Raw genomic sequence first — 16,611 nt, forward strand, 5'->3', positions numbered from 1 at the left:
CAGCTCACAGCGGAAGACCTCGCCGTCGTAGAGCCGGTCAGCAGCTGCACCTTCACCGGCTGGGACACCGCCTTTTCGATCTCCGCCTGGAGCACAATCCGGCTGCACCTTTACGGGCAATCGGTTCCGTTTCAACTGCACCGATGGCACTCCCGGCCACTCCCTATACAACGAAAATACGTTTGAATACAACGGCATCGCCGTCCTGCTGAAATCGGTTCCCTCAGACCCCGCGCCGGACTTTCAGAACAGTGTGTTCCCCGGCAACGACACCGATATCCGGCTGTCCCCCGGCGGGTGGGCCCACCGTGAGTCCCCGGGCGTCCGCCCCGGCATTTTATCAAAATCACGACTGGTTTTTTATGGAACACTGCCAAACTTTTTATAGGGTTGCATCCGATACTTGACAAAAAATATCCAAATTGGTATTCTCCAATTAACAATACGACACATAAAAGGAGAACGCGGCATTGGTCATTACCCGGGAGACAGATTACGCCCTGCGCATCCTGCGGGCACTGTTGGATGGAAAACTGCATACCGCGGGACAGATCGCACAGGATGAACTCCTCCCCCAGGCCTTTGCCTATAAAATCCTGAAAAAGCTGGAGAAGGCCGGACTGGTGGAGGTGGTCCGCGGAACGGCGGGCGGCTGTCGGCTGTCGGCGGATTTGACCGGCACCAGCCTCTATGACCTGATGAAGGCCATGGGAGAACGCGGGAATCTGAGCTCCTGCATGGACCCGGCGTATCAATGCCCCTGGCGCAGCTGCCACGGCGGCTGCACCGTGCACTGCAAGCTGGCTGAGATTCAGAACAAGCTGGACGAGGAGCTGCGGGCCCACAGCCTGCAGGAGATTTTGACGGACCCCTGATTTGACAGTTTTTCTTTTGCCTGAAAGTTGATAAATTTTATCAAGATTAAAGAGGAGGTACGACTATGCTGTTTCAGACCACACAGGCACACGAGGAACTCCGCGCCAAAGTCCGTGCGTTTGCGGAGGAGGAGATCAAACCCATCGCGTTCATGCTGGACCAGCAGAACGAGTTCCCGGACGAGGCCATCCGGAAGCTGGGCGAGATGGGCCTCATGGGCATCCCCTTCCCCGCGGAGTACGGCGGCGCCGGGCTGGATGCCCTGAGCTACGCCATCGCCGTGGAGGAGCTGGCCCGGGTGGACGGCGGCGCGGGCGTCATCCTGTCCGCCCATGTCTCCTTAGGCTCCTGGCCCATCTTCGCCTACGGCACCGAGGAGCAGAAGCGCAAGTACCTGGTGCCCCTGGCCAAGGGCGAGAAGATCGGCGCCTTCGGCCTGACGGAGCCCAACGCCGGATCCGACGCCGGCGGCACCGAGACCACCGCCGTCCTGAAGGGCGACCACTATGTCCTCAACGGCGGCAAAATCTTCATTACCAACGCCCCCAAGGCGGACACCTATGTGGTCTTTGCCGTCACCACACCGGATATCGGCACCCGGGGCATCAGCGCCTTCATCGTGGAGAAGGGCTGGAAGGGCTTCTACTTCGGCGACCACTACGACAAAATGGGCATCCGCTCCTCCTCCACTGCCGAGCTGATCTTTGACAATGTGGAAGTGCCCAGGGAGAACCTGCTGGGCAAGGAGGGCGACGGCTTCAAGATCGCCATGTCCACCCTGGACGGCGGCCGCATCGGTATCGCGGCCCAGGCGCTGGGCATCGCCCAGGGGGCCTATGACGCCGCCGTGGCCTACTCCAAGGAGCGCATCCAGTTCGGCAAGCCCATCGGCTTCCAGCAGGCCATCTCCTTTAAGATCGCCGACATGGCCACCAAGCTCCGCTGCGCCCGGTTCCTGGTGTACTCCGCCGCCGAGCTGAAGGAGGAGCACGCCCCCTACGGCATGGAATCCGCCATGGCCAAGATGTACGCCTCCGACATCGCCCTGGAGGTCACCAACGACGCCCTGCAGATCCACGGCGGCGCCGGGTTCATGAAAGGTATGGAGGTGGAGCGGGCCTACCGGGACGCCAAGATCACCACCATCTACGAGGGCACCAACGAGATCCAGCGGGTGGTCATCGCCTCCCATATCCTGGGCAAGGCCCCCAAGAGTTCCGGCGGTTCCTCCAGCCAGCCCAAGAAGCCCGCGCCCGTCACCGGTGTGCGGAAGAAGGTCATCCTGCGGGACGGCTCCCCCGCCGAGCAGGTGGCCGCCCTGGTGGAGCATTTGAAGAAGGACGGCCACGACTTCACTGTGGGCATCCCCCTGGACACCCCCATCGCCCAGGCGGAGCGGGTGGTCTCTGCCGGCAAGGGCATCGGCGGCAAGAAGAACATGAAGCTCATTGAGGATCTGGCCAAGGCCGCCGGCGCGGCCATCGGCTCCTCCCGTCCGGTGGCGGAGACGCTGAAATACGTGCCCCTGAACCGCTATGTGGGCATGTCCGGTCAGAAGTTCACCGGCAACCTGTACATCGCCTGCGGCATCTCCGGCGCGGTGCAGCACCTGAAGGGTATCAAGGACGCCTCTACCATCGTGGCCATCAACACCAACGCCGGCGCCCCCATCTTCAAAAACTGCGACTATGGCATCGTTGGGGATGTGAACGAGATTCTGCCCCTGCTGACCGCTGCTCTGGACACCGGCGAAAAGCAGCCCGCGCCGCCCATGGTGAAGATGAAGCGGCCCCGTCTCCCCAAGCCGGAGCCCATCGGCAAGCGATACGTCTGCGGCGGCTGCGGCTATGAGTACATCCCCGAGCTGGGCGACCCGGACGGTGACATCGCCCCCGGCACGTTGTTTGAAAAGCTGCCGGAGGACTGGGTCTGCCCGGAGTGCGCGGAGCCCAAGGACCAGTTCATTGAGGCGTAACGGCCTGTCATCTGTGAGTAAAGGAGGATTTCTGCATGCATTGTGTGAGAACTGTTACCGAAAATCTCTATTGGGTCGGCGCCAATGACCACCGTCTGGCTCTGTTTGAGAACATCCACCCCATCCCCAAGGGGGTCAGCTACAACGCCTATCTGCTGCTGGACGAAAAGAGCGTCCTGTTTGACACGGTGGACTGGTCCGCCTGCCGCCAGCTGCTGGAGAACCTCGAATACCTGCTGAACGGAACGCCTCTGGACTATCTGGTCATCAACCACATGGAGCCGGACCACGGCGCCTCCATCGAGGAGATCCTGCTGCGCTATCCCAAGGTCCGGATCATCTCCACGGAGAAGGCCTTCATGCTGATGCGCCAGTTCGGCTTCCATGTGGACGGTCACGAGTGCATCCAGGTCAAGGAGGGCGACACCTATTCCTTCGGCGACCACACCGTCACCTTTGTGGGAGCTCCCATGGTCCACTGGCCCGAGGCCATGGTGACCTTTGATACCACCAACGGCGTCCTCTTCTCCGCCGACGCCTTTGGGTCCTTCATCGCCCTGGACGGCAAGCTGTTTGCCGACGAGGTGAACTTCGACCGGGACTGGATCGACGAGGCCCGCCGGTACCTCACCAACATCGTGGGCAAGTATGGCCCCCACATCCAGCTGCTGCTGGGCAAGGCCGGCGGCATCCTGGACCAGATCCGGTATATCTGCCCCCTTCATGGTCCCGTGTGGCGGAAGGATCTGGGCTACTTCATCGACAAGTACGACAAATGGAGCCGCTATGAGCCGGAAGTCAAGGGCGTGCTGATTGTCTACGCCTCCATGTACGGCAACACCGAGGCAGCCGCCCAGGCGCTGGCCGCCAAGCTTTGCGAACGGGGCATCACCGACGTGGCCCTGTACGACGTGTCCAACACCCATGTGTCCTACCTGATTGCCGAAAGCTTCAAGTACAGCCACATCGTCCTGGCCTCCGTTACCTACAATCTGGGCATCTACCCGGTGATGAAGAGCTATCTGGAGGACATGAAGGCCCTGAACCTCCAGAACCGCACCTTCGCCATCATCGAGAACGGCTCCTGGGCCTGCAAGTCCGGAGACCTGATGCAGGCCTTCATCGACGAGGAACTCAAGAACATGACGGTGCTCAACGAGCGGCTGTCCCTGGCCTCCTCCCTTCAGGCGGACAAGGCCGCAGAGCTGGATCAGCTGGCGGACGCCCTGGTGGAATCCCTGCAGGAGGACCTGGAGAACTGACGCCCCGAGCAGCCGGATAGCTCCGTGCACCGGAGGAAATCCCATAAGAAACGCGCACCGGGCGGAAACGGTCTCCCCCGGTGCGCCTTCGCGCAGAGGAGAGCGGCATATCCATAGGGATATGCCGCTCTTTTTTTCTTTCGGGTCAGCCGGTGGACTCCCCCGAGGCGGGCTTTCGGCACAGGCGGGCCGCCTGCCGCCTCGCTGCTGGGGCAGGGCAGGTGGACCTGGCGGGCACTTCGTCCCGTGCTCCGCGTCCCGCTCCCCACCGCTGCTGTCTGCGACCAGCAGCATATTCGATCCGTTTTTCTCAAAAAGCTGGCCAGATATTTCTTCAGACACCTGGCCCCGGAAATGAACCGCGTCCCATTTTCAAAAATCAAATTATGTATCGTTCTCTTCCCGCATAGCGGCCGTTCTGGGGCTATTATAAAAAATTGAGATTTCCGGAGAAGCCTCAAAAGCTATGGGCATATACCTTTCCGTTACAGCCCGTGAAGCGGGATCAAAGGGAAAATACCGCCCTCGCCGCGCTCAGGAACCGTTTGACAGTAACTGCGGACCCGTGGGCGTGGAGCGGGCCGAAGGGGATGGTGTAGTTCCAGTCCACGGGGAGGGCCTTCAGCCGGGAGTTCACATTTCTGTCGGTTGTCAATGGTCATCATGTCCTTGGAGTTTTCACGCGGGTTGAACACCTGGATGCAGAAGAAGTCAAAGCCCACGAACCGGATCTGGGAATCGTCCTGTCACAGCTCCGGTGCCCACTGGTCAATGGGACCGGTCACGCAGCAGGCGGCCGCTGCTGGAAACGGAGGTCTGTTCCCCACACAGGGGGAAATGAAATTCTCCATGATAAATTCACAATCCTGTGCTATACTTTTTCCCGGTGATTGTTGATGAAACGAATTCTGATCGTGGAGGATGAGCCGGAGCTGCAGGAGCTGCTGTGCGCCTATCTGCAGGACGCGGGCTATGCGGCCGCTGTGGCCGGAGACGGCGCGGCGGCCCTGGACCTGTTCCGCGCCCAGTCTTTTGACCTGGTCCTGCTGGACATCATGCTGCCGAAAATCGACGGTTTCGGGGTCTGCGCGCAGATCCGACGCCAGTCCCAGGTGCCCATTCTGATGCTCACGGCTCTGGACGGAGAGACGCAGCAGCTCCGGGGCTTCGGCCTGAATATCGACGACTACGTGACCAAGCCCTTCTCCATGCCGGTCCTGCTGGAGAAAATCCGGGTGATCCTTCGCCGGAGCGGCGAAGCGGCGGAAAGCCGCCTGCATTACCGGGATCTGGTGGTGGACCTGGACACCAGGGAGGCTGCACTGGACGGCCGTCCCCTGGATCTGACGGCCCGGGAATTCGAGCTGCTGCGCACCTTTCTGGCCGCGCCGGGGCGGGTCTTCACCCGGGAGATGCTGCTCTCCAGGCTGTGGGGCTACGACTTCTTCGGGGATGAACGGGTGGTGGACAGCCACATCAAAAACCTCCGCCACAAGCTGGGGCGGGACTATATTGAAACCGTGAGAGGGGTGGGCTACCGTGCTGCGAAGGAAACTCGCTGAAAGCCTGACGGTGCGTATTTTTCTGCTTACCTTCCTGCTGCTGCTGGGGGCAGGGGGACTCACCTTCGCCCTGATTGCCTGGGCCACCCCCATCACCTACACCGCTGTGATCAGCGACCGGCTCCAGGCCCAGGTAGCCGACCTCACCCAGCAGCTGGCGCAGACCAATCTGGCCGACGCGGGGCCCATCCTGGACGCCTTTGTCCGGGAGAGCGGGGCGGAGGTAGCCCTGACGGCCCCCGGCGGGGCGGAGGCGGACACCGGCTCCCTGTTGGTCCTGCCGGAGGAGGACTGGCAGGTGGCCGTCACCATGTCCGGGGCGGACAACTCGGTCCAGACCTATGAGGCCGACACCTATCAGGTGCAGATTGACCGGGCCGACGGTGTGGTGACCGCCACTCAGACGGGGATCCTCACCACCCAGATCACCTTTGCCGACCAGGAGGGGACCTACCAGCTGCTGGTCTCCCCTCAGCTCCGCTTGGCCAACCAGGCGGTGGAGGCCCTGGGGCGGGTGGCCCCCTGGCTGGCTCTGGCGCTGCTGGCCTTCTCCCTGCTGTGTGCGTTCGGGTACTCCCGGTATATCACCCGGCCCATCGTGCGGCTGAACGGCATCGCTGGCAGGATGGCGGAGCTGGACCTCCAGTGGGTGTGCGGGGAGCGGCGCCGGGACGAGATCGGCCAGTTGGGCCGCAGTCTGGACAAAATGGCCCGGCGGCTGTCTGCCGCCCTCACCGACCTGGAGACCGCCAACCAGGCCCTGCGGGGGGAGGTGGCCCGGGAGCGGGAGCTGGACCGACAGCGGATGGCCTTTTTCTCCGCCGCCTCCCACGAGCTGAAGACGCCCGTCACCATTTTGAAGGGACAGCTGGCCGGGATGCTGGAGGGCGTCGGCGTATATCAGGACCGGGACAAGTACCTGCTCCGCTCTCTCCAGACAACCGGCCGGATGGAGCGCCTGATCGGCGAGATGCTGTCCATCTCCCGCATGGAGTCCGGATCTGCCGCCGTCCGGCAGGAGCCCGTGGACCTGTCCGCCCTGATGGCGCAGCAACTGGCTCTGGACCGGGAGCTGCTGGAGCAGCGGGGCCAGCAGCTGGTGTCCGCACTGACCCCGGGGATTACCGTGCCCGCAGACGCCTCCCTGCTGGGGAAGGCCGTGGGCAACCTGCTCTCCAACGCCTCCCGCTACTCGCCGGAGGGGGCGGAAATCCGGGTTTGGTGCGGCCGGTTGGAGGGCCGCCCCGCCCTGAGTGTGGAGAACACCGGAGCGCGGGTCAGCGGAGATGCCCTGCCCCACCTGTTTGAAGCCTTTTACCGGGAGGAGGGTTCCCGGAACCGGAGCACCGGCGGCAGCGGACTGGGGCTCTATCTGGTGAAAATGATCCTGGACCGGCACGGCGCGGTGTGTACCATTGAGAATACGGAGGAAGGGGTAAAAGCGACTGTAAGGTTTTAGTTTTCTGCCCATTCCGGACTTTCTTCCGCAGATGTGACCGTTTCAAGTATACGCTGAGACATCGTACAAGCGGAGAAGCTGCATAGATCAGGCCAAGGAGGTTGCGTATGGCGAAAAAAATCCTGGTTCATGGTTCTGGACACAAGGCGGCAAGCTGGAAGGAAACGGTCTCCTGCATGGATGGCAAAGAGGAGCTGCTGTGTCCGGACCTGTGTGCCCTGCTTGCCGGGAAAACAGCAAGCTATCCGAGCCTCTATGGGGCGTTTGCAGAATACTGTGATCACGTCGGCAGAGCGGTCCATCTGTGCGGTCTTTCACTGGGCGGTATCCTGGCGCTGAACTATGCGCTGGACTTCCCCGAAAAGGTAAAAACGCTGGTCCTGATCGGGACGCCTCATAAAATTCCCAAGGCGGCGTTCGGTATCCAAAACCTGATTTTCCGCTTTCTGCCCAGATCCGTTTTTGACACCATGGCCTTTGATAAAGAGAGCACGTTTGTCTTGGGCAATTCCATGAAGAAGCTGGATTTCAGCGGCAGAGTGCGCGGTATGCGGTGTCCCGTCCTCATCATCTGCGGGGAAAAGGACCGTTCGAATATCCGCTCCGCCCAATACCTGTCGCAGAACATCCCTGGCGCGGAATTACAGCTTATCGAACATACCGGCCATGTTGTGAATGAAGAAAACCCAAAGGCGCTGGCCGAGCGCCTGAACAAATTCTATTCCCTGCATCCCTGACTGCTCCGCCAATGTATATGGAAGAAAACGAGTCCGCCGCAAAACAGAAATGTTCTGCGGCGAACCTTTTTGGCAGGATATTTCCCGGTGTCCGCTTCTCCACACAAACCACACATAATCTCCAACTCCCCTCCACACAGCCATGGTATCCTTTCCGTATCCCAAGCAGAAAGGATCCCGATCACATGGAAATCAACATTCAAAACGTCAGCATGACCTACCCCAGCGGAAAACAGGCCCTGCAGAACCTGAGTCTGGAGCTCCGGTCTCCCAGCCTCATCGGCCTGCTGGGGCCAAACGGCGCGGGCAAGTCCACTCTGATGAAGCTGCTGGTGGCCGCCCTGCTCCCCACATCCGGCTCCATTCTGGTGGACGGACAGCCCCTTCTCAAGACGGAGCGGCAGCTGAAGGCCCAGCTGGGCTATCTTCCCCAGGATTTCGGGTTGTTCAACGAGCTCACCGTGGCCCAGTTCCTGGACTATATGGCCGCCCTGAAGGGGCTGCGGGACTCCGGAACAGCCGTCCGCGAGGTGATCCGGACGGTCAATCTGGAGGGGCAGGCCCGCGCCCGCATCCGCAGCCTGTCCGGCGGACAGCGCCAGCGGGTGGGCATCGCCCAGGCCCTGCTGGGCGCCCCTCCCCTCCTGATCCTCGATGAGCCGACGGTGGGGCTGGACCCGGAGGAGCGCATCCACTTCCGCAACCTGTTCTCCCGCACGGCCCAGGACCGGCTGGTACTGCTGTCCACCCACATTATCGAGGACGTGCAGTCGGTGTGTGACCGGCTGGTGGTCATCGACCACGGGCAAATCCTGTTCACCGGCACGCCGGAGCAGTTGATTCAGGCGGCAGAGGGCCATGTGGGCGTGTTCTGGGAACGGGAAGCCGGTCAGGAGCAGGGCCTGCACATCACCGCCCGGGTCAACACCAGCCAGGGCGTCCGATGCCGCGCAGTGGCGGACGCGCTGCCCGCCTATGTCCAGCGGTCGGAACCGTCTCTGGAGGACGCCTACCTCTATCTCATCTCACGGGAGGCGGTACAATGAAGCTCCTGCGTCTGTTCCCCCTGGAGCTGGGACGGCTTCTGCACAGCCGCATGACCTGGCTCATCGTTCTTCTGACCGTCATCTCCCCCGCAGTAGGACTCGTCCTCTACAAGCCGGCCATTGCCAGCACCATGCTCTCCATGTACCTGGCCAATCCGGCCCTGGCCGGAGGGGCGGCGGGCGGTATTCTCTTCGGCCTGCTCACAGTATATGAGCTGGACCGGGCCGGCCGCAGCCGTGTGGAGGTGCTCACCAATGCGGTTGTTTCTCCTCTAGCTGCGGCGCTGGTACGCCTGCCGGCCCTGCTGGCGGCAGCCGGACTGGCGCTGGTCCTCACCATGCTGGTGTGGCTTCCCATCAGCTGTGGGCTGATCGGCTCCATCTTTGACGGGGGCGACTATGTCCTGGCGTACCTGCTGTTCATGGGACTGGCGCTCCCGCTGTCTATTCTGGCTGCCTCTGCCGCCTATCAATATACCCGGCGGGCGGACCTGTCCCTGGTGCTCTTTGCCGCCTTTGCGGCGTTGAGCCTGACTGTCTGGGCGGACAACTGGCAGCTCTGCTGGCTGAACCCCTGCGTGTGGGCGCTGTCGGACGATTTCTCCAATTTCCGCATCTTTCGGTCCGTAGCCTGGATGCGGCTCACCTGGCTGGCGGCCCTGGCGGGGATCTGGACGGTGTCGTATCTCTGCATCCGGCAGTACGGGAAGGGGCTGCCCGGCTCCCTGGCCCGGAGCGTGCGGCGGGCCCACCGGCCTATCATCGCCCTGTCGCTTCTGGCCTGTTCCGGCTTTGCCTATGCCGCCCAGCCCCTGGTGGACCACAGCAACCCCGACCAGACGGTTATGGACTTCTACCAGGTTCCCTATGCGGAGAATGTGGTCTGCACCAGCCGCAGCGCCCAGGTATTCCCGGACACCACCGCTGGGACGGTCTCCGGCACGGCGGCCTACCGGTTCCGGAACACCTCCGGGCAGGCGTGGACAGCGGCCTTCGGCGTCAATCCGGGCTATACCATCTCCAACGTGCGGGTCAACGGCGCCGAAGTGCCCTTCTCTGTGAGCGACTATCAGGAGTACAACGAGGCCATGCTGGAGGTGGCCCTCCCGTCGGACCGGGAGATCGAACTGACTATGGACTACGGTGGCTTTCCCCGGGAAAACCGGAATGTGTCCATCATGCAGGGCGGCACGGAGATCAGCTCTGAATACCTATGCCTGGAAAATGCCGGATTGTCTCCCCGCCTGATGAACGTGCTGCCGGGGGAAAACGGTTATCCCACCACCATCGAGATCACGCTTCCCGCATCCATGTCGGTCATCCCCTTCGGGGCCAGCAAGGCGGAGGTCGTCGCAGAACAGACAGACGGCACAAAAACCTGGCGCTATGACTCCAACAGCGCCGGCGGCATTCTCTATGCCGGGGACTACATCCGCCAGGATATCCAGGCCGGCGGCATGGACATCGAATTCTACTACGGCCGCAAGCATCAGGCCGTCATGGAGGCCGCCGGGGCGGCGGAGGCCGTGAAGTCGGTGGTGGACTACTGTACAGCGCACTACGGCATGTTGTCCTTCGGCAGCGGCGATACCCTGAAGCTCATTCAGAGCCGGGTGACCGGCGGCGGCTACGCCGCAAACGGCGCCAGTCTGCTGGACGAGGCAGACTTCACCGCCGACAATCTGAGCGATACCGGCAAGGGCGGCGGAGCCGGAGAAGTCATGATCCACGAACTGGTCCATCAGTGGTGGGGCCTTGGAAACATGTTTGATGCGTCGGATGAAAGCAGCCCCTGGTCGGCAGAGGGCCTGACGGTCTACACCACCTACCGTATTGTCAAGGAGCGATACGGCCCATCCTACGCACAGGAGCACTATGTGGACCAGTGGCAGCAGGCGGTGGACAACTATTACCTGAACTTCTATGTCCGCAATCCGGACTATTTGGAGGCGCTGCCCGAAGAGGAGCGGCTGGAGATCTCCAATAGCCTCCGCTATGTGCGGCAGTACTGCGAAATGCCCCTGAAGATTTTGAAAGCGGAGCAACTGGTCGGCGGCGAGGAGGCCATGGACCGGATCCTCCGCGGCCTGTTCAACCGGGAGCTGGATCCCATGTATCCCTATCTGACCTACCAAGACTTTTTAAACGCCTGCGGGCTGACAGAGGAGGACCTGAACCTTGCGTAAAATTTTTCTCTATGAGTGCAAGCGCCTGCTGTGGAACAAATTTTTCGCCGGGCTTGTGCTGGTGCTCCTGTTCTACGGCTGGCAGGTGCTGCGGCGCGTGACCATCCTCGGGGTGTCCCACACCGCCCCCTTTTCCCCCTGGAGCTTCGGGGACTTTCTGAGCCGGATGCTCCCGCTGCTCTGGATCGGGGCGCTGTTTTTCCTGACCTTCTTCACCTCGGAAAAAGCCCGACGGGCAGCAGTGCTCACAGACGCGGCTCCCCTTCCGCCCCGCCGGTACGCCCTGGCCCGGTGCGCCGCCGCTCTGACCGGCACCGCCCTGCTGGCGCTGGCCTGCATCTCAGAAGCCGCCTGCTTCTATGGGATCTATTTCGGCTGGTATGGCTGGAGCGGCCTGGTATTTCCCACGCTGGTCACACTGGTCCCTCCGCTGGTGTTCGCACTGGGCAGCGGCTGGCTGTTGGGAATGCTCCGGCCCTGGCTGCTCTATGTCTGGATGCTGGTTTCTCCCGTCTGTCTGGCGCTCCCCCTGCCGGAATCGCTGGGGCTGTGGAACGGGCGCCTCTTCGCCCAGTATCCCCTGACCCTGGGGACACTGGACCCGGCGTTTACGCTGCCGGCGGCCGTTCTTTTCGTCCAGTTCGTCCTGCTGGCGAGCGGCGTGGTCCTGCTGGCGGTTCGGCCCGAGGGCCAGCGGCAGCACTGAACAGGCCGCCTCCGTCCGCGCCGCATCGGAGAAGGGTGAATTTCCTGTAATGTAATTTTACTTTTCACCAATTAAAGCACAGTAATATTTTCGTTTTGATGGAAACAATTGTCCTCCTCTCCGAATCCGGCCTGTGGGATCAGGCGGCTCCGTATCCGGAAAGTGGAAAACCGTTCCAGGCAGGACGGCATGTGTGCAAAGAGCCCGGCACGCCGCAGTGTGCTCCCCTCTTTCCAAAAAGACAGGCATCCGGAGATTCCGGATGCCTGTCCTTCTGCTTTTGAATCAGCTGCGAGCGGTCACTTCACATCGGGCATGGCCCACTCTTTAACGCCCGCAAAGTACGGGCTCTGCTTACGGCGGCGGAAGTCGTCCGCGTCCTTCTGAGACCAGTCGTACAGGCCCTGCCCCGCCGCCTGCCCGGTCTTGCCGGTGGCCAGGCCGTCCAGCACCAGCTGCTGGAGCTCCCGGGTGCCGCACAGGTCCGGATAGACGTTCTTTGCAATGGCGCTCTCCAGTTCGTATCCCACGGCGTCGAAATACTCCAGCAGGCCGATGGATGCATAGCGCATTCCCACGGCGTACTTCACCGCCCGGTCAATGTCCGCCGCGGTGGTGACTCCCTGCTCAATGAGGTAGATGGACTCCCGGAACAGCGCCTGGGCAAAACGGTTCACCAGGAAGCCGGGCACACTGCGGTTCAGCACCACTACCTGCCGGTGCAGCGTCTCCAGCAGCGCCAGCGTACGGGTCACTGTGTCCTCCGCCGTCTTTTCGTGGCGCACCACCTCCACCAGGGGCAGCATGTGCACCGGCTGGAACGGATGCGCGATCAGAAGACGCTCCGGGTGGGAAACCAGCCCCGCCAGGATCTCTGCGTCGATGGAGGACGTGCAGGAGGCGATCACCACGTTGGGCGCAGCGTTCTGCTCGATGGTCTCATAGACGGCCCGCTTCTCCTCAGTGCCCTCCGCCACTGCCTCGAAGACGAAGGTGTGCTCCTGCAGAGCGGCAGGGTCGTTGGTGATGGTGACCAGGGCCATGGCGGCCTGCTTGTTGCCCTCCGTAGCCAGGCCCTCGGCGATCAGGTCATCCCAGTTCTGCTCGATGGACTTCCGGCACCGCTCCAGCCCCCGCTCCGAGTGTCCGATGACCGTGCAGGGCAGGCCGTTGCCGATGATGAGCGTGGCCTGGCAGGAACCGATGGTGCCCGCTCCATAAACCGCAATTCGTTCCATAGCTGCCTCCTTTTATGATTCCTATGATTCTATTACATCATGGCCCAGCCGTGGGTCAGCCGCAGGGACTGGCCCGTCAGAGCGCCCTGATCCTTGGACAGGAATACCAGCGTGTTGGCTACATCCTCCACCGTGGTGAACACCCCGTCCACGGTATCCCGCAGCATGATGTTCTTCACCACTTCCTCCTCCGTAATGCCCAGGGAAGCCGCCTGCTCGGGGATCTGCTTTTCCACCAGCGGCGTCTTGATGAAGCTGGGGCAGATGGTATAGGTGTAGATGCCGTACTCGGCGCCCTCCCGGGCGATGGCTTTTGCCAGTCCGGCCACGCCGTGCTTGGCGAAGTTGTAGGGCTCTTTCAGCTTGGAGCCCACGAAGGACTGTACGGAGCCGGTGAACACGATCCGGCCGCCCTTGCCGGAGGCCTTCATCCGGCGGTAAGCCGCCCGGGACACCAGGAAGGCGCCGTCGGCGTGAATGGCCATCATCTTCCGCCAGTCCGCGAAGGGATACTCCTCAAAGGGGTGGACGATCTGCACACCGGCATTGGACATGACCAGATCGCAGGAGCCGTAGGTCTCCATCATCTTGTCAAAACCAGCCTCCACCTCCTGCTCATCGGCCACATCCATGTGGACGGCGATGGCGGAGAGGCCCTCTGCTGCCAGTTTGGCAGCCAGTTCCTCCGCAGCGGGCAGATTCACATCCGCCACCACGACGCCGTACCCCTCCTGCGCCATGCGCTCGGCGCAGGCCTTGCCGATACCGGACGCAGCACCGGTAATCAATGCGGATTTCATAGTCATCATGATTTCCTCCTCAATCATTTATCTTGTATCTTGATCTCGTCCGAAGCGTCAGACGATGCCGATGGTACCCAGAATGATGGCAACGATATTGGCCAGGATGGGAATTGCGCCAGCCACTATGAACATATCGAAGTATCCGCGCTTGTGGGAGATCTTGCAGTAGGACAGATAGGTGACCACCGCGCCGTCATGGGGCATGGTGTTCAGTCCGCCGCAGGCGATGGAGCCAACCCGGTGGAACACCGCCAGAGGAATGCCGGAGGTCTGGGACATCTGAATAAAGTTATCCGCCAGAGCGTCCAGGGCGATCTGGAGACCGCCGGAGGCGGAGCCTGTGGCACCAGCCAGGACATTGATGGCGATGGATTCTGCGATCAGGGGACTGCCGCCGATTCCCAAAACCAGCTCGGACAGGAACGCAAAACCCGGGGTAATCTTCACAACGGAGCCGAAGCCTACCGCTGCCGCGGTGTTCATAATGGCGGACACTGCGCTCTGGCAGCCCTTGTTGCAGGTCTCACCTACATTGGTCAGATACACACTGCCCCGCACCTTTCCCATCAGGAACAGGAACACCAGGGAGAGCAGGATCCCCGCCAGCAGGCACACCACGATGTTCATCTTGAACACATTCAGCAGGATCACAATGACCACAAAGGGGATAAAGCAGCACCAGGCCGGGGGCAGCTTATCGTCCGGCACCTCCTCCGGCATCTCATCCGGTTCGTCATACCCCTCGCCCGCGGCACGGAACTTCTTGGCCCGCCAGCTCAGCCACAGGACAGGACCCACGAACATGATGATGGTGCACACAATCCCGATCACAGGCGCCGCCGTGGCGGTGGTTCCGAAATACTCTGTGGGAATCAGGTTCTGGATCGTCGGCGTGCCGGGCATCGCGCTCATGGCAAAGGTAAAAGCGCCGGTCATAATCGTGGCCGGAATCAGGCGCCGGGTAATGTCAGCCTCCTTGAACAGCCCCAGCACAATGGGATACATGGAGAAAATGATGACGAAGCCTGAGATCCCGCCATAAGCCAGCACACCGCCGCACAGGACGGAGGCAAAGATCGCTTTGTCCCGCCCGACCAGCTTTACAACGGCTTTCGTCAAAGAGACCGCGCCGCCGGAATCCTGCATGATCTGGCCAAAAATCGCGCCCAGCATAAACGCCGGGAACCACTCCTTGACGAAGCCGACCATACCCTCCATGTAGTTCTGCGTATAGGCGGTAAACATGTCCAGCCCGCCGGTGAAGGCCACCAGCAGTGCGCAGACAGGAGCGGCCCAAAGCAGGGATTTTCCACGGAATGCCAAAAAGATCAGCAGCGCAAGGCCGACAATAATGCCAACCAAACTTAACATAAAGGCTTTCTTCCTCCCGCTATCAGAATGTAGATCTGGTCCAGGCTACAACTCTGGACGGATCCGGGGTTCACACAGAAAAGCCGCCGGCCGGCAGTGCTTCCAATGTTTATCATAGCGAAAGAGTATATAAATTTCAATAATTTAATTTATCAAAAATTATATAGAATTTTTATTGTAAAATTCCAATTCTATAATATTATTCAAAAAATATTATTATAGAAAATAATAGTTCGCTTCAATACCCGTCTTAAAGGTCATCCGGCGGGAGATGGTGCTTGCAGTAATCCAGAAACAGCGCGCAGGCTTTCGGCATATACTTGTCCTTGTTCCAGGCCAGCACGATGTCCCAGTATTTCATGCTGTCGCTCATGGGCACGCAGCACACATTAGGATCCGGATGCTTGTCCAGCACCGGCTTGGGCAGGATGGAAACCGCATGGTTTTTTGACACCAGCTCCACCATGAAATCCCACTGGGAGCTGAGCAGGGCGAATTTCGGCCGGAAACCGGCCGCATGGCAGGCGTCCACGATCTGTTCGTGGAGAATGAAGTCCTGATTGAAGATGGCGAAAGAGTCATCCCGGAGCTGGGAGACCGTGACGGAGGGCTCCTTCGCCAGCGGGTGGCTCTTGTGAAGCAGCGCCACGTTCCTCTGGGTGGAAAAATGACAGTAAGCAAAGGAGGACAGGCGTTTGGAATTGAGCGTGACGGCGATATCCACCTCGCCGCGCTCGATCCGCTGGTCGATGCGGTAGGCGCCGTCCTCAATCATCTTGATCTCAATATTGGGATACTCCATGGAGAAATTGGGGATCAAGTCGCCGAAAAAGCAGGCGCCGAACAGCGGAGAGAGGCCCAGGGTGAATTTGCCGGAGCTGTTTTTGTTGGTGGTCTTCATATCGTCCAGCGTCTCCTGATACAGGTCCAGGATCTGCTTGGCCTTGGTCCACAGGCGCAGACCCTCGTCGGTCAGGTGCTGCTCCCGGTTGAAGGCGTAAAAGAGCTGAACACCCAGCTCCTCCTCCAGTTTTTTGACCGTGACGGACAGCGTGGGCTGCGACACCGCCAGACTCTCTGCTGCCTTGGAGTAGCTGCCCGCCTGTGCCACCGCCGTAAAATAATACAACTGTTTGATATCCATAGGAACGCCTTTCTGCCCTGTGCTGGTATCGGGGCCCATTTTGTTTCATCATAGCCCAATTTTCCCAAAATGGAAACCCCAAAATGCGGAGCCGCAGTCTTTTTCGGTAACATACCGGGGTGGATCATGGCACCCTTCCGGTTTGAGAAACGGTCCCGGGCACCTACAAGGGCGGCCTTCTATGCTTGATTGGAGGCGGGCGCATGGGCCAGCGGGCCGCAGCGTCCGGGTGCTTCCAACCGGCCC

At 60.9% G+C, this 16,611-nt stretch carries 14 protein-coding genes; 9 read left to right on the forward strand and 5 right to left on the reverse strand.

Features of this window, described 5'->3' with window-relative positions:
• Positions 1 to 470 precede the first annotated feature (470 nt).
• The 3 genes from OCV80_RS08065 to OCV80_RS08075 all read left to right on the forward strand — a co-directional run bounded on the left by OCV80_RS08065 (position 471) and on the right by OCV80_RS08075 (position 4,113).
• On the forward strand, positions 471 to 875 hold the full coding sequence (locus OCV80_RS08065) for an RrF2 family transcriptional regulator (RefSeq protein WP_021748810.1): 405 nt from the start codon (positions 471 to 473) through the stop codon (positions 873 to 875).
• A gap of 65 nt (positions 876 to 940) precedes the next feature.
• Entirely contained in the window at positions 941 to 2,851 is a 1,911-nt protein-coding gene (locus OCV80_RS08070; protein ID WP_267288344.1) for an acyl-CoA dehydrogenase family protein, read from the forward strand.
• A 35-nt stretch (positions 2,852 to 2,886) separates the two neighbouring features.
• Positions 2,887 to 4,113 carry an FprA family A-type flavoprotein gene (locus tag OCV80_RS08075; protein ID WP_021748812.1) on the forward strand — a complete coding sequence of 409 codons (1,227 nt, stop codon included), beginning with the start codon at positions 2,887 to 2,889 and terminating at the stop codon, positions 4,111 to 4,113.
• A gap of 505 nt (positions 4,114 to 4,618) precedes the next feature.
• On the opposite strand, the gene OCV80_RS08080 is transcribed toward OCV80_RS08075, so the two are convergent.
• Entirely contained in the window at positions 4,619 to 4,768 is a 150-nt protein-coding gene (locus tag OCV80_RS08080) for a hypothetical protein (RefSeq protein ID WP_158629839.1), read from the reverse strand.
• Between the two features lie 241 nt (positions 4,769 to 5,009).
• On the opposite strand from OCV80_RS08080, the gene OCV80_RS08085 reads away from it, so the two are divergent.
• The 6 genes from OCV80_RS08085 to OCV80_RS08110 all read left to right on the forward strand — a co-directional run bounded on the left by OCV80_RS08085 (position 5,010) and on the right by OCV80_RS08110 (position 11,809).
• Entirely contained in the window at positions 5,010 to 5,675 is a 666-nt protein-coding gene (locus tag OCV80_RS08085; RefSeq protein ID WP_119310918.1) for a response regulator transcription factor, read from the forward strand.
• The gene (locus OCV80_RS08090) at positions 5,653 to 7,134 is read left to right on the forward strand and encodes a sensor histidine kinase (RefSeq protein WP_136891725.1); all 1,482 of its coding nucleotides are present in this window, start codon (positions 5,653 to 5,655) and stop codon (positions 7,132 to 7,134) included. Before OCV80_RS08085 ends, OCV80_RS08090 begins: the two co-directional genes overlap by 23 nt.
• A gap of 107 nt (positions 7,135 to 7,241) precedes the next feature.
• A complete protein-coding gene (locus tag OCV80_RS08095) occupies positions 7,242 to 7,871 on the forward strand; it encodes an alpha/beta fold hydrolase (protein ID WP_119310916.1) in 630 nt (209 codons plus the stop codon).
• A gap of 185 nt (positions 7,872 to 8,056) precedes the next feature.
• Positions 8,057 to 8,917, forward strand: a complete 861-nt coding sequence (locus OCV80_RS08100; protein ID WP_021748819.1) for an ABC transporter ATP-binding protein — start codon at positions 8,057 to 8,059, stop codon at positions 8,915 to 8,917.
• On the forward strand, positions 8,914 to 11,103 hold the full coding sequence (locus tag OCV80_RS08105) for a hypothetical protein (protein ID WP_136891724.1): 2,190 nt from the start codon (positions 8,914 to 8,916) through the stop codon (positions 11,101 to 11,103). The genes OCV80_RS08100 and OCV80_RS08105 overlap by 4 nt, the downstream gene beginning before the upstream one ends.
• Positions 11,096 to 11,809 carry a hypothetical protein gene (locus OCV80_RS08110; RefSeq protein ID WP_267288345.1) on the forward strand — a complete coding sequence of 238 codons (714 nt, stop codon included), beginning with the start codon at positions 11,096 to 11,098 and terminating at the stop codon, positions 11,807 to 11,809. The genes OCV80_RS08105 and OCV80_RS08110 overlap by 8 nt, the downstream gene beginning before the upstream one ends.
• 299 nt (positions 11,810 to 12,108) lie before the next feature.
• Here OCV80_RS08110 and OCV80_RS08115 read toward each other — a convergent pair whose 3' ends face one another.
• The 4 genes from OCV80_RS08115 to OCV80_RS08130 form a co-directional block, all read right to left on the reverse strand.
• A complete protein-coding gene (locus OCV80_RS08115; protein WP_021748823.1) occupies positions 12,109 to 13,047 on the reverse strand; it encodes a 3-hydroxyacyl-CoA dehydrogenase family protein in 939 nt (312 codons plus the stop codon).
• 32 nt (positions 13,048 to 13,079) lie between these two features.
• Positions 13,080 to 13,856, reverse strand: coding sequence for a 3-hydroxybutyrate dehydrogenase (locus tag OCV80_RS08120; protein ID WP_036627612.1), 777 nt, complete (start codon positions 13,854 to 13,856; stop codon positions 13,080 to 13,082).
• 48 nt (positions 13,857 to 13,904) lie between these two features.
• Positions 13,905 to 15,221, reverse strand: a complete 1,317-nt coding sequence (locus OCV80_RS08125; RefSeq protein WP_021748825.1) for a GntP family permease — start codon at positions 15,219 to 15,221, stop codon at positions 13,905 to 13,907.
• Positions 15,222 to 15,471: 250 nt separating this feature from the next.
• Positions 15,472 to 16,365 carry a LysR family transcriptional regulator gene (locus tag OCV80_RS08130; protein ID WP_025544428.1) on the reverse strand — a complete coding sequence of 298 codons (894 nt, stop codon included), beginning with the start codon at positions 16,363 to 16,365 and terminating at the stop codon, positions 15,472 to 15,474.
• Positions 16,366 to 16,611 lie beyond the last annotated feature (246 nt).

Origin of the sequence: Oscillibacter acetigenes, from assembly GCF_025567605.1 — a bacterium.
GTDB classification, from domain to species: domain Bacteria; phylum Bacillota; class Clostridia; order Oscillospirales; family Oscillospiraceae; genus Oscillibacter; species Oscillibacter welbionis.

Coding starts and splice junctions, on each gene's coding strand:
- OCV80_RS08070 (WP_267288344.1), top strand. CDS start 941: ATGCTGTTTCAGACCACACAGGCACACGAGGAACTCCGCGCCAAAGTC.
- OCV80_RS08075 (WP_021748812.1), top strand. CDS start 2,887: ATGCATTGTGTGAGAACTGTTACCGAAAATCTCTATTGGGTCGGCGCC.
- OCV80_RS08085 (WP_119310918.1), top strand. CDS start 5,010: ATGAAACGAATTCTGATCGTGGAGGATGAGCCGGAGCTGCAGGAGCTG.
- OCV80_RS08095 (WP_119310916.1), top strand. CDS start 7,242: ATGGCGAAAAAAATCCTGGTTCATGGTTCTGGACACAAGGCGGCAAGC.
- OCV80_RS08100 (WP_021748819.1), top strand. CDS start 8,057: ATGGAAATCAACATTCAAAACGTCAGCATGACCTACCCCAGCGGAAAA.
- OCV80_RS08105 (WP_136891724.1), top strand. CDS start 8,914: ATGAAGCTCCTGCGTCTGTTCCCCCTGGAGCTGGGACGGCTTCTGCAC.
- OCV80_RS08115 (WP_021748823.1), bottom strand. CDS start 13,047: ATGGAACGAATTGCGGTTTATGGAGCGGGCACCATCGGTTCCTGCCAG.
- OCV80_RS08120 (WP_036627612.1), bottom strand. CDS start 13,856: ATGATGACTATGAAATCCGCATTGATTACCGGTGCTGCGTCCGGTATC.
- OCV80_RS08125 (WP_021748825.1), bottom strand. CDS start 15,221: ATGTTAAGTTTGGTTGGCATTATTGTCGGCCTTGCGCTGCTGATCTTT.
- OCV80_RS08130 (WP_025544428.1), bottom strand. CDS start 16,365: ATGGATATCAAACAGTTGTATTATTTTACGGCGGTGGCACAGGCGGGC.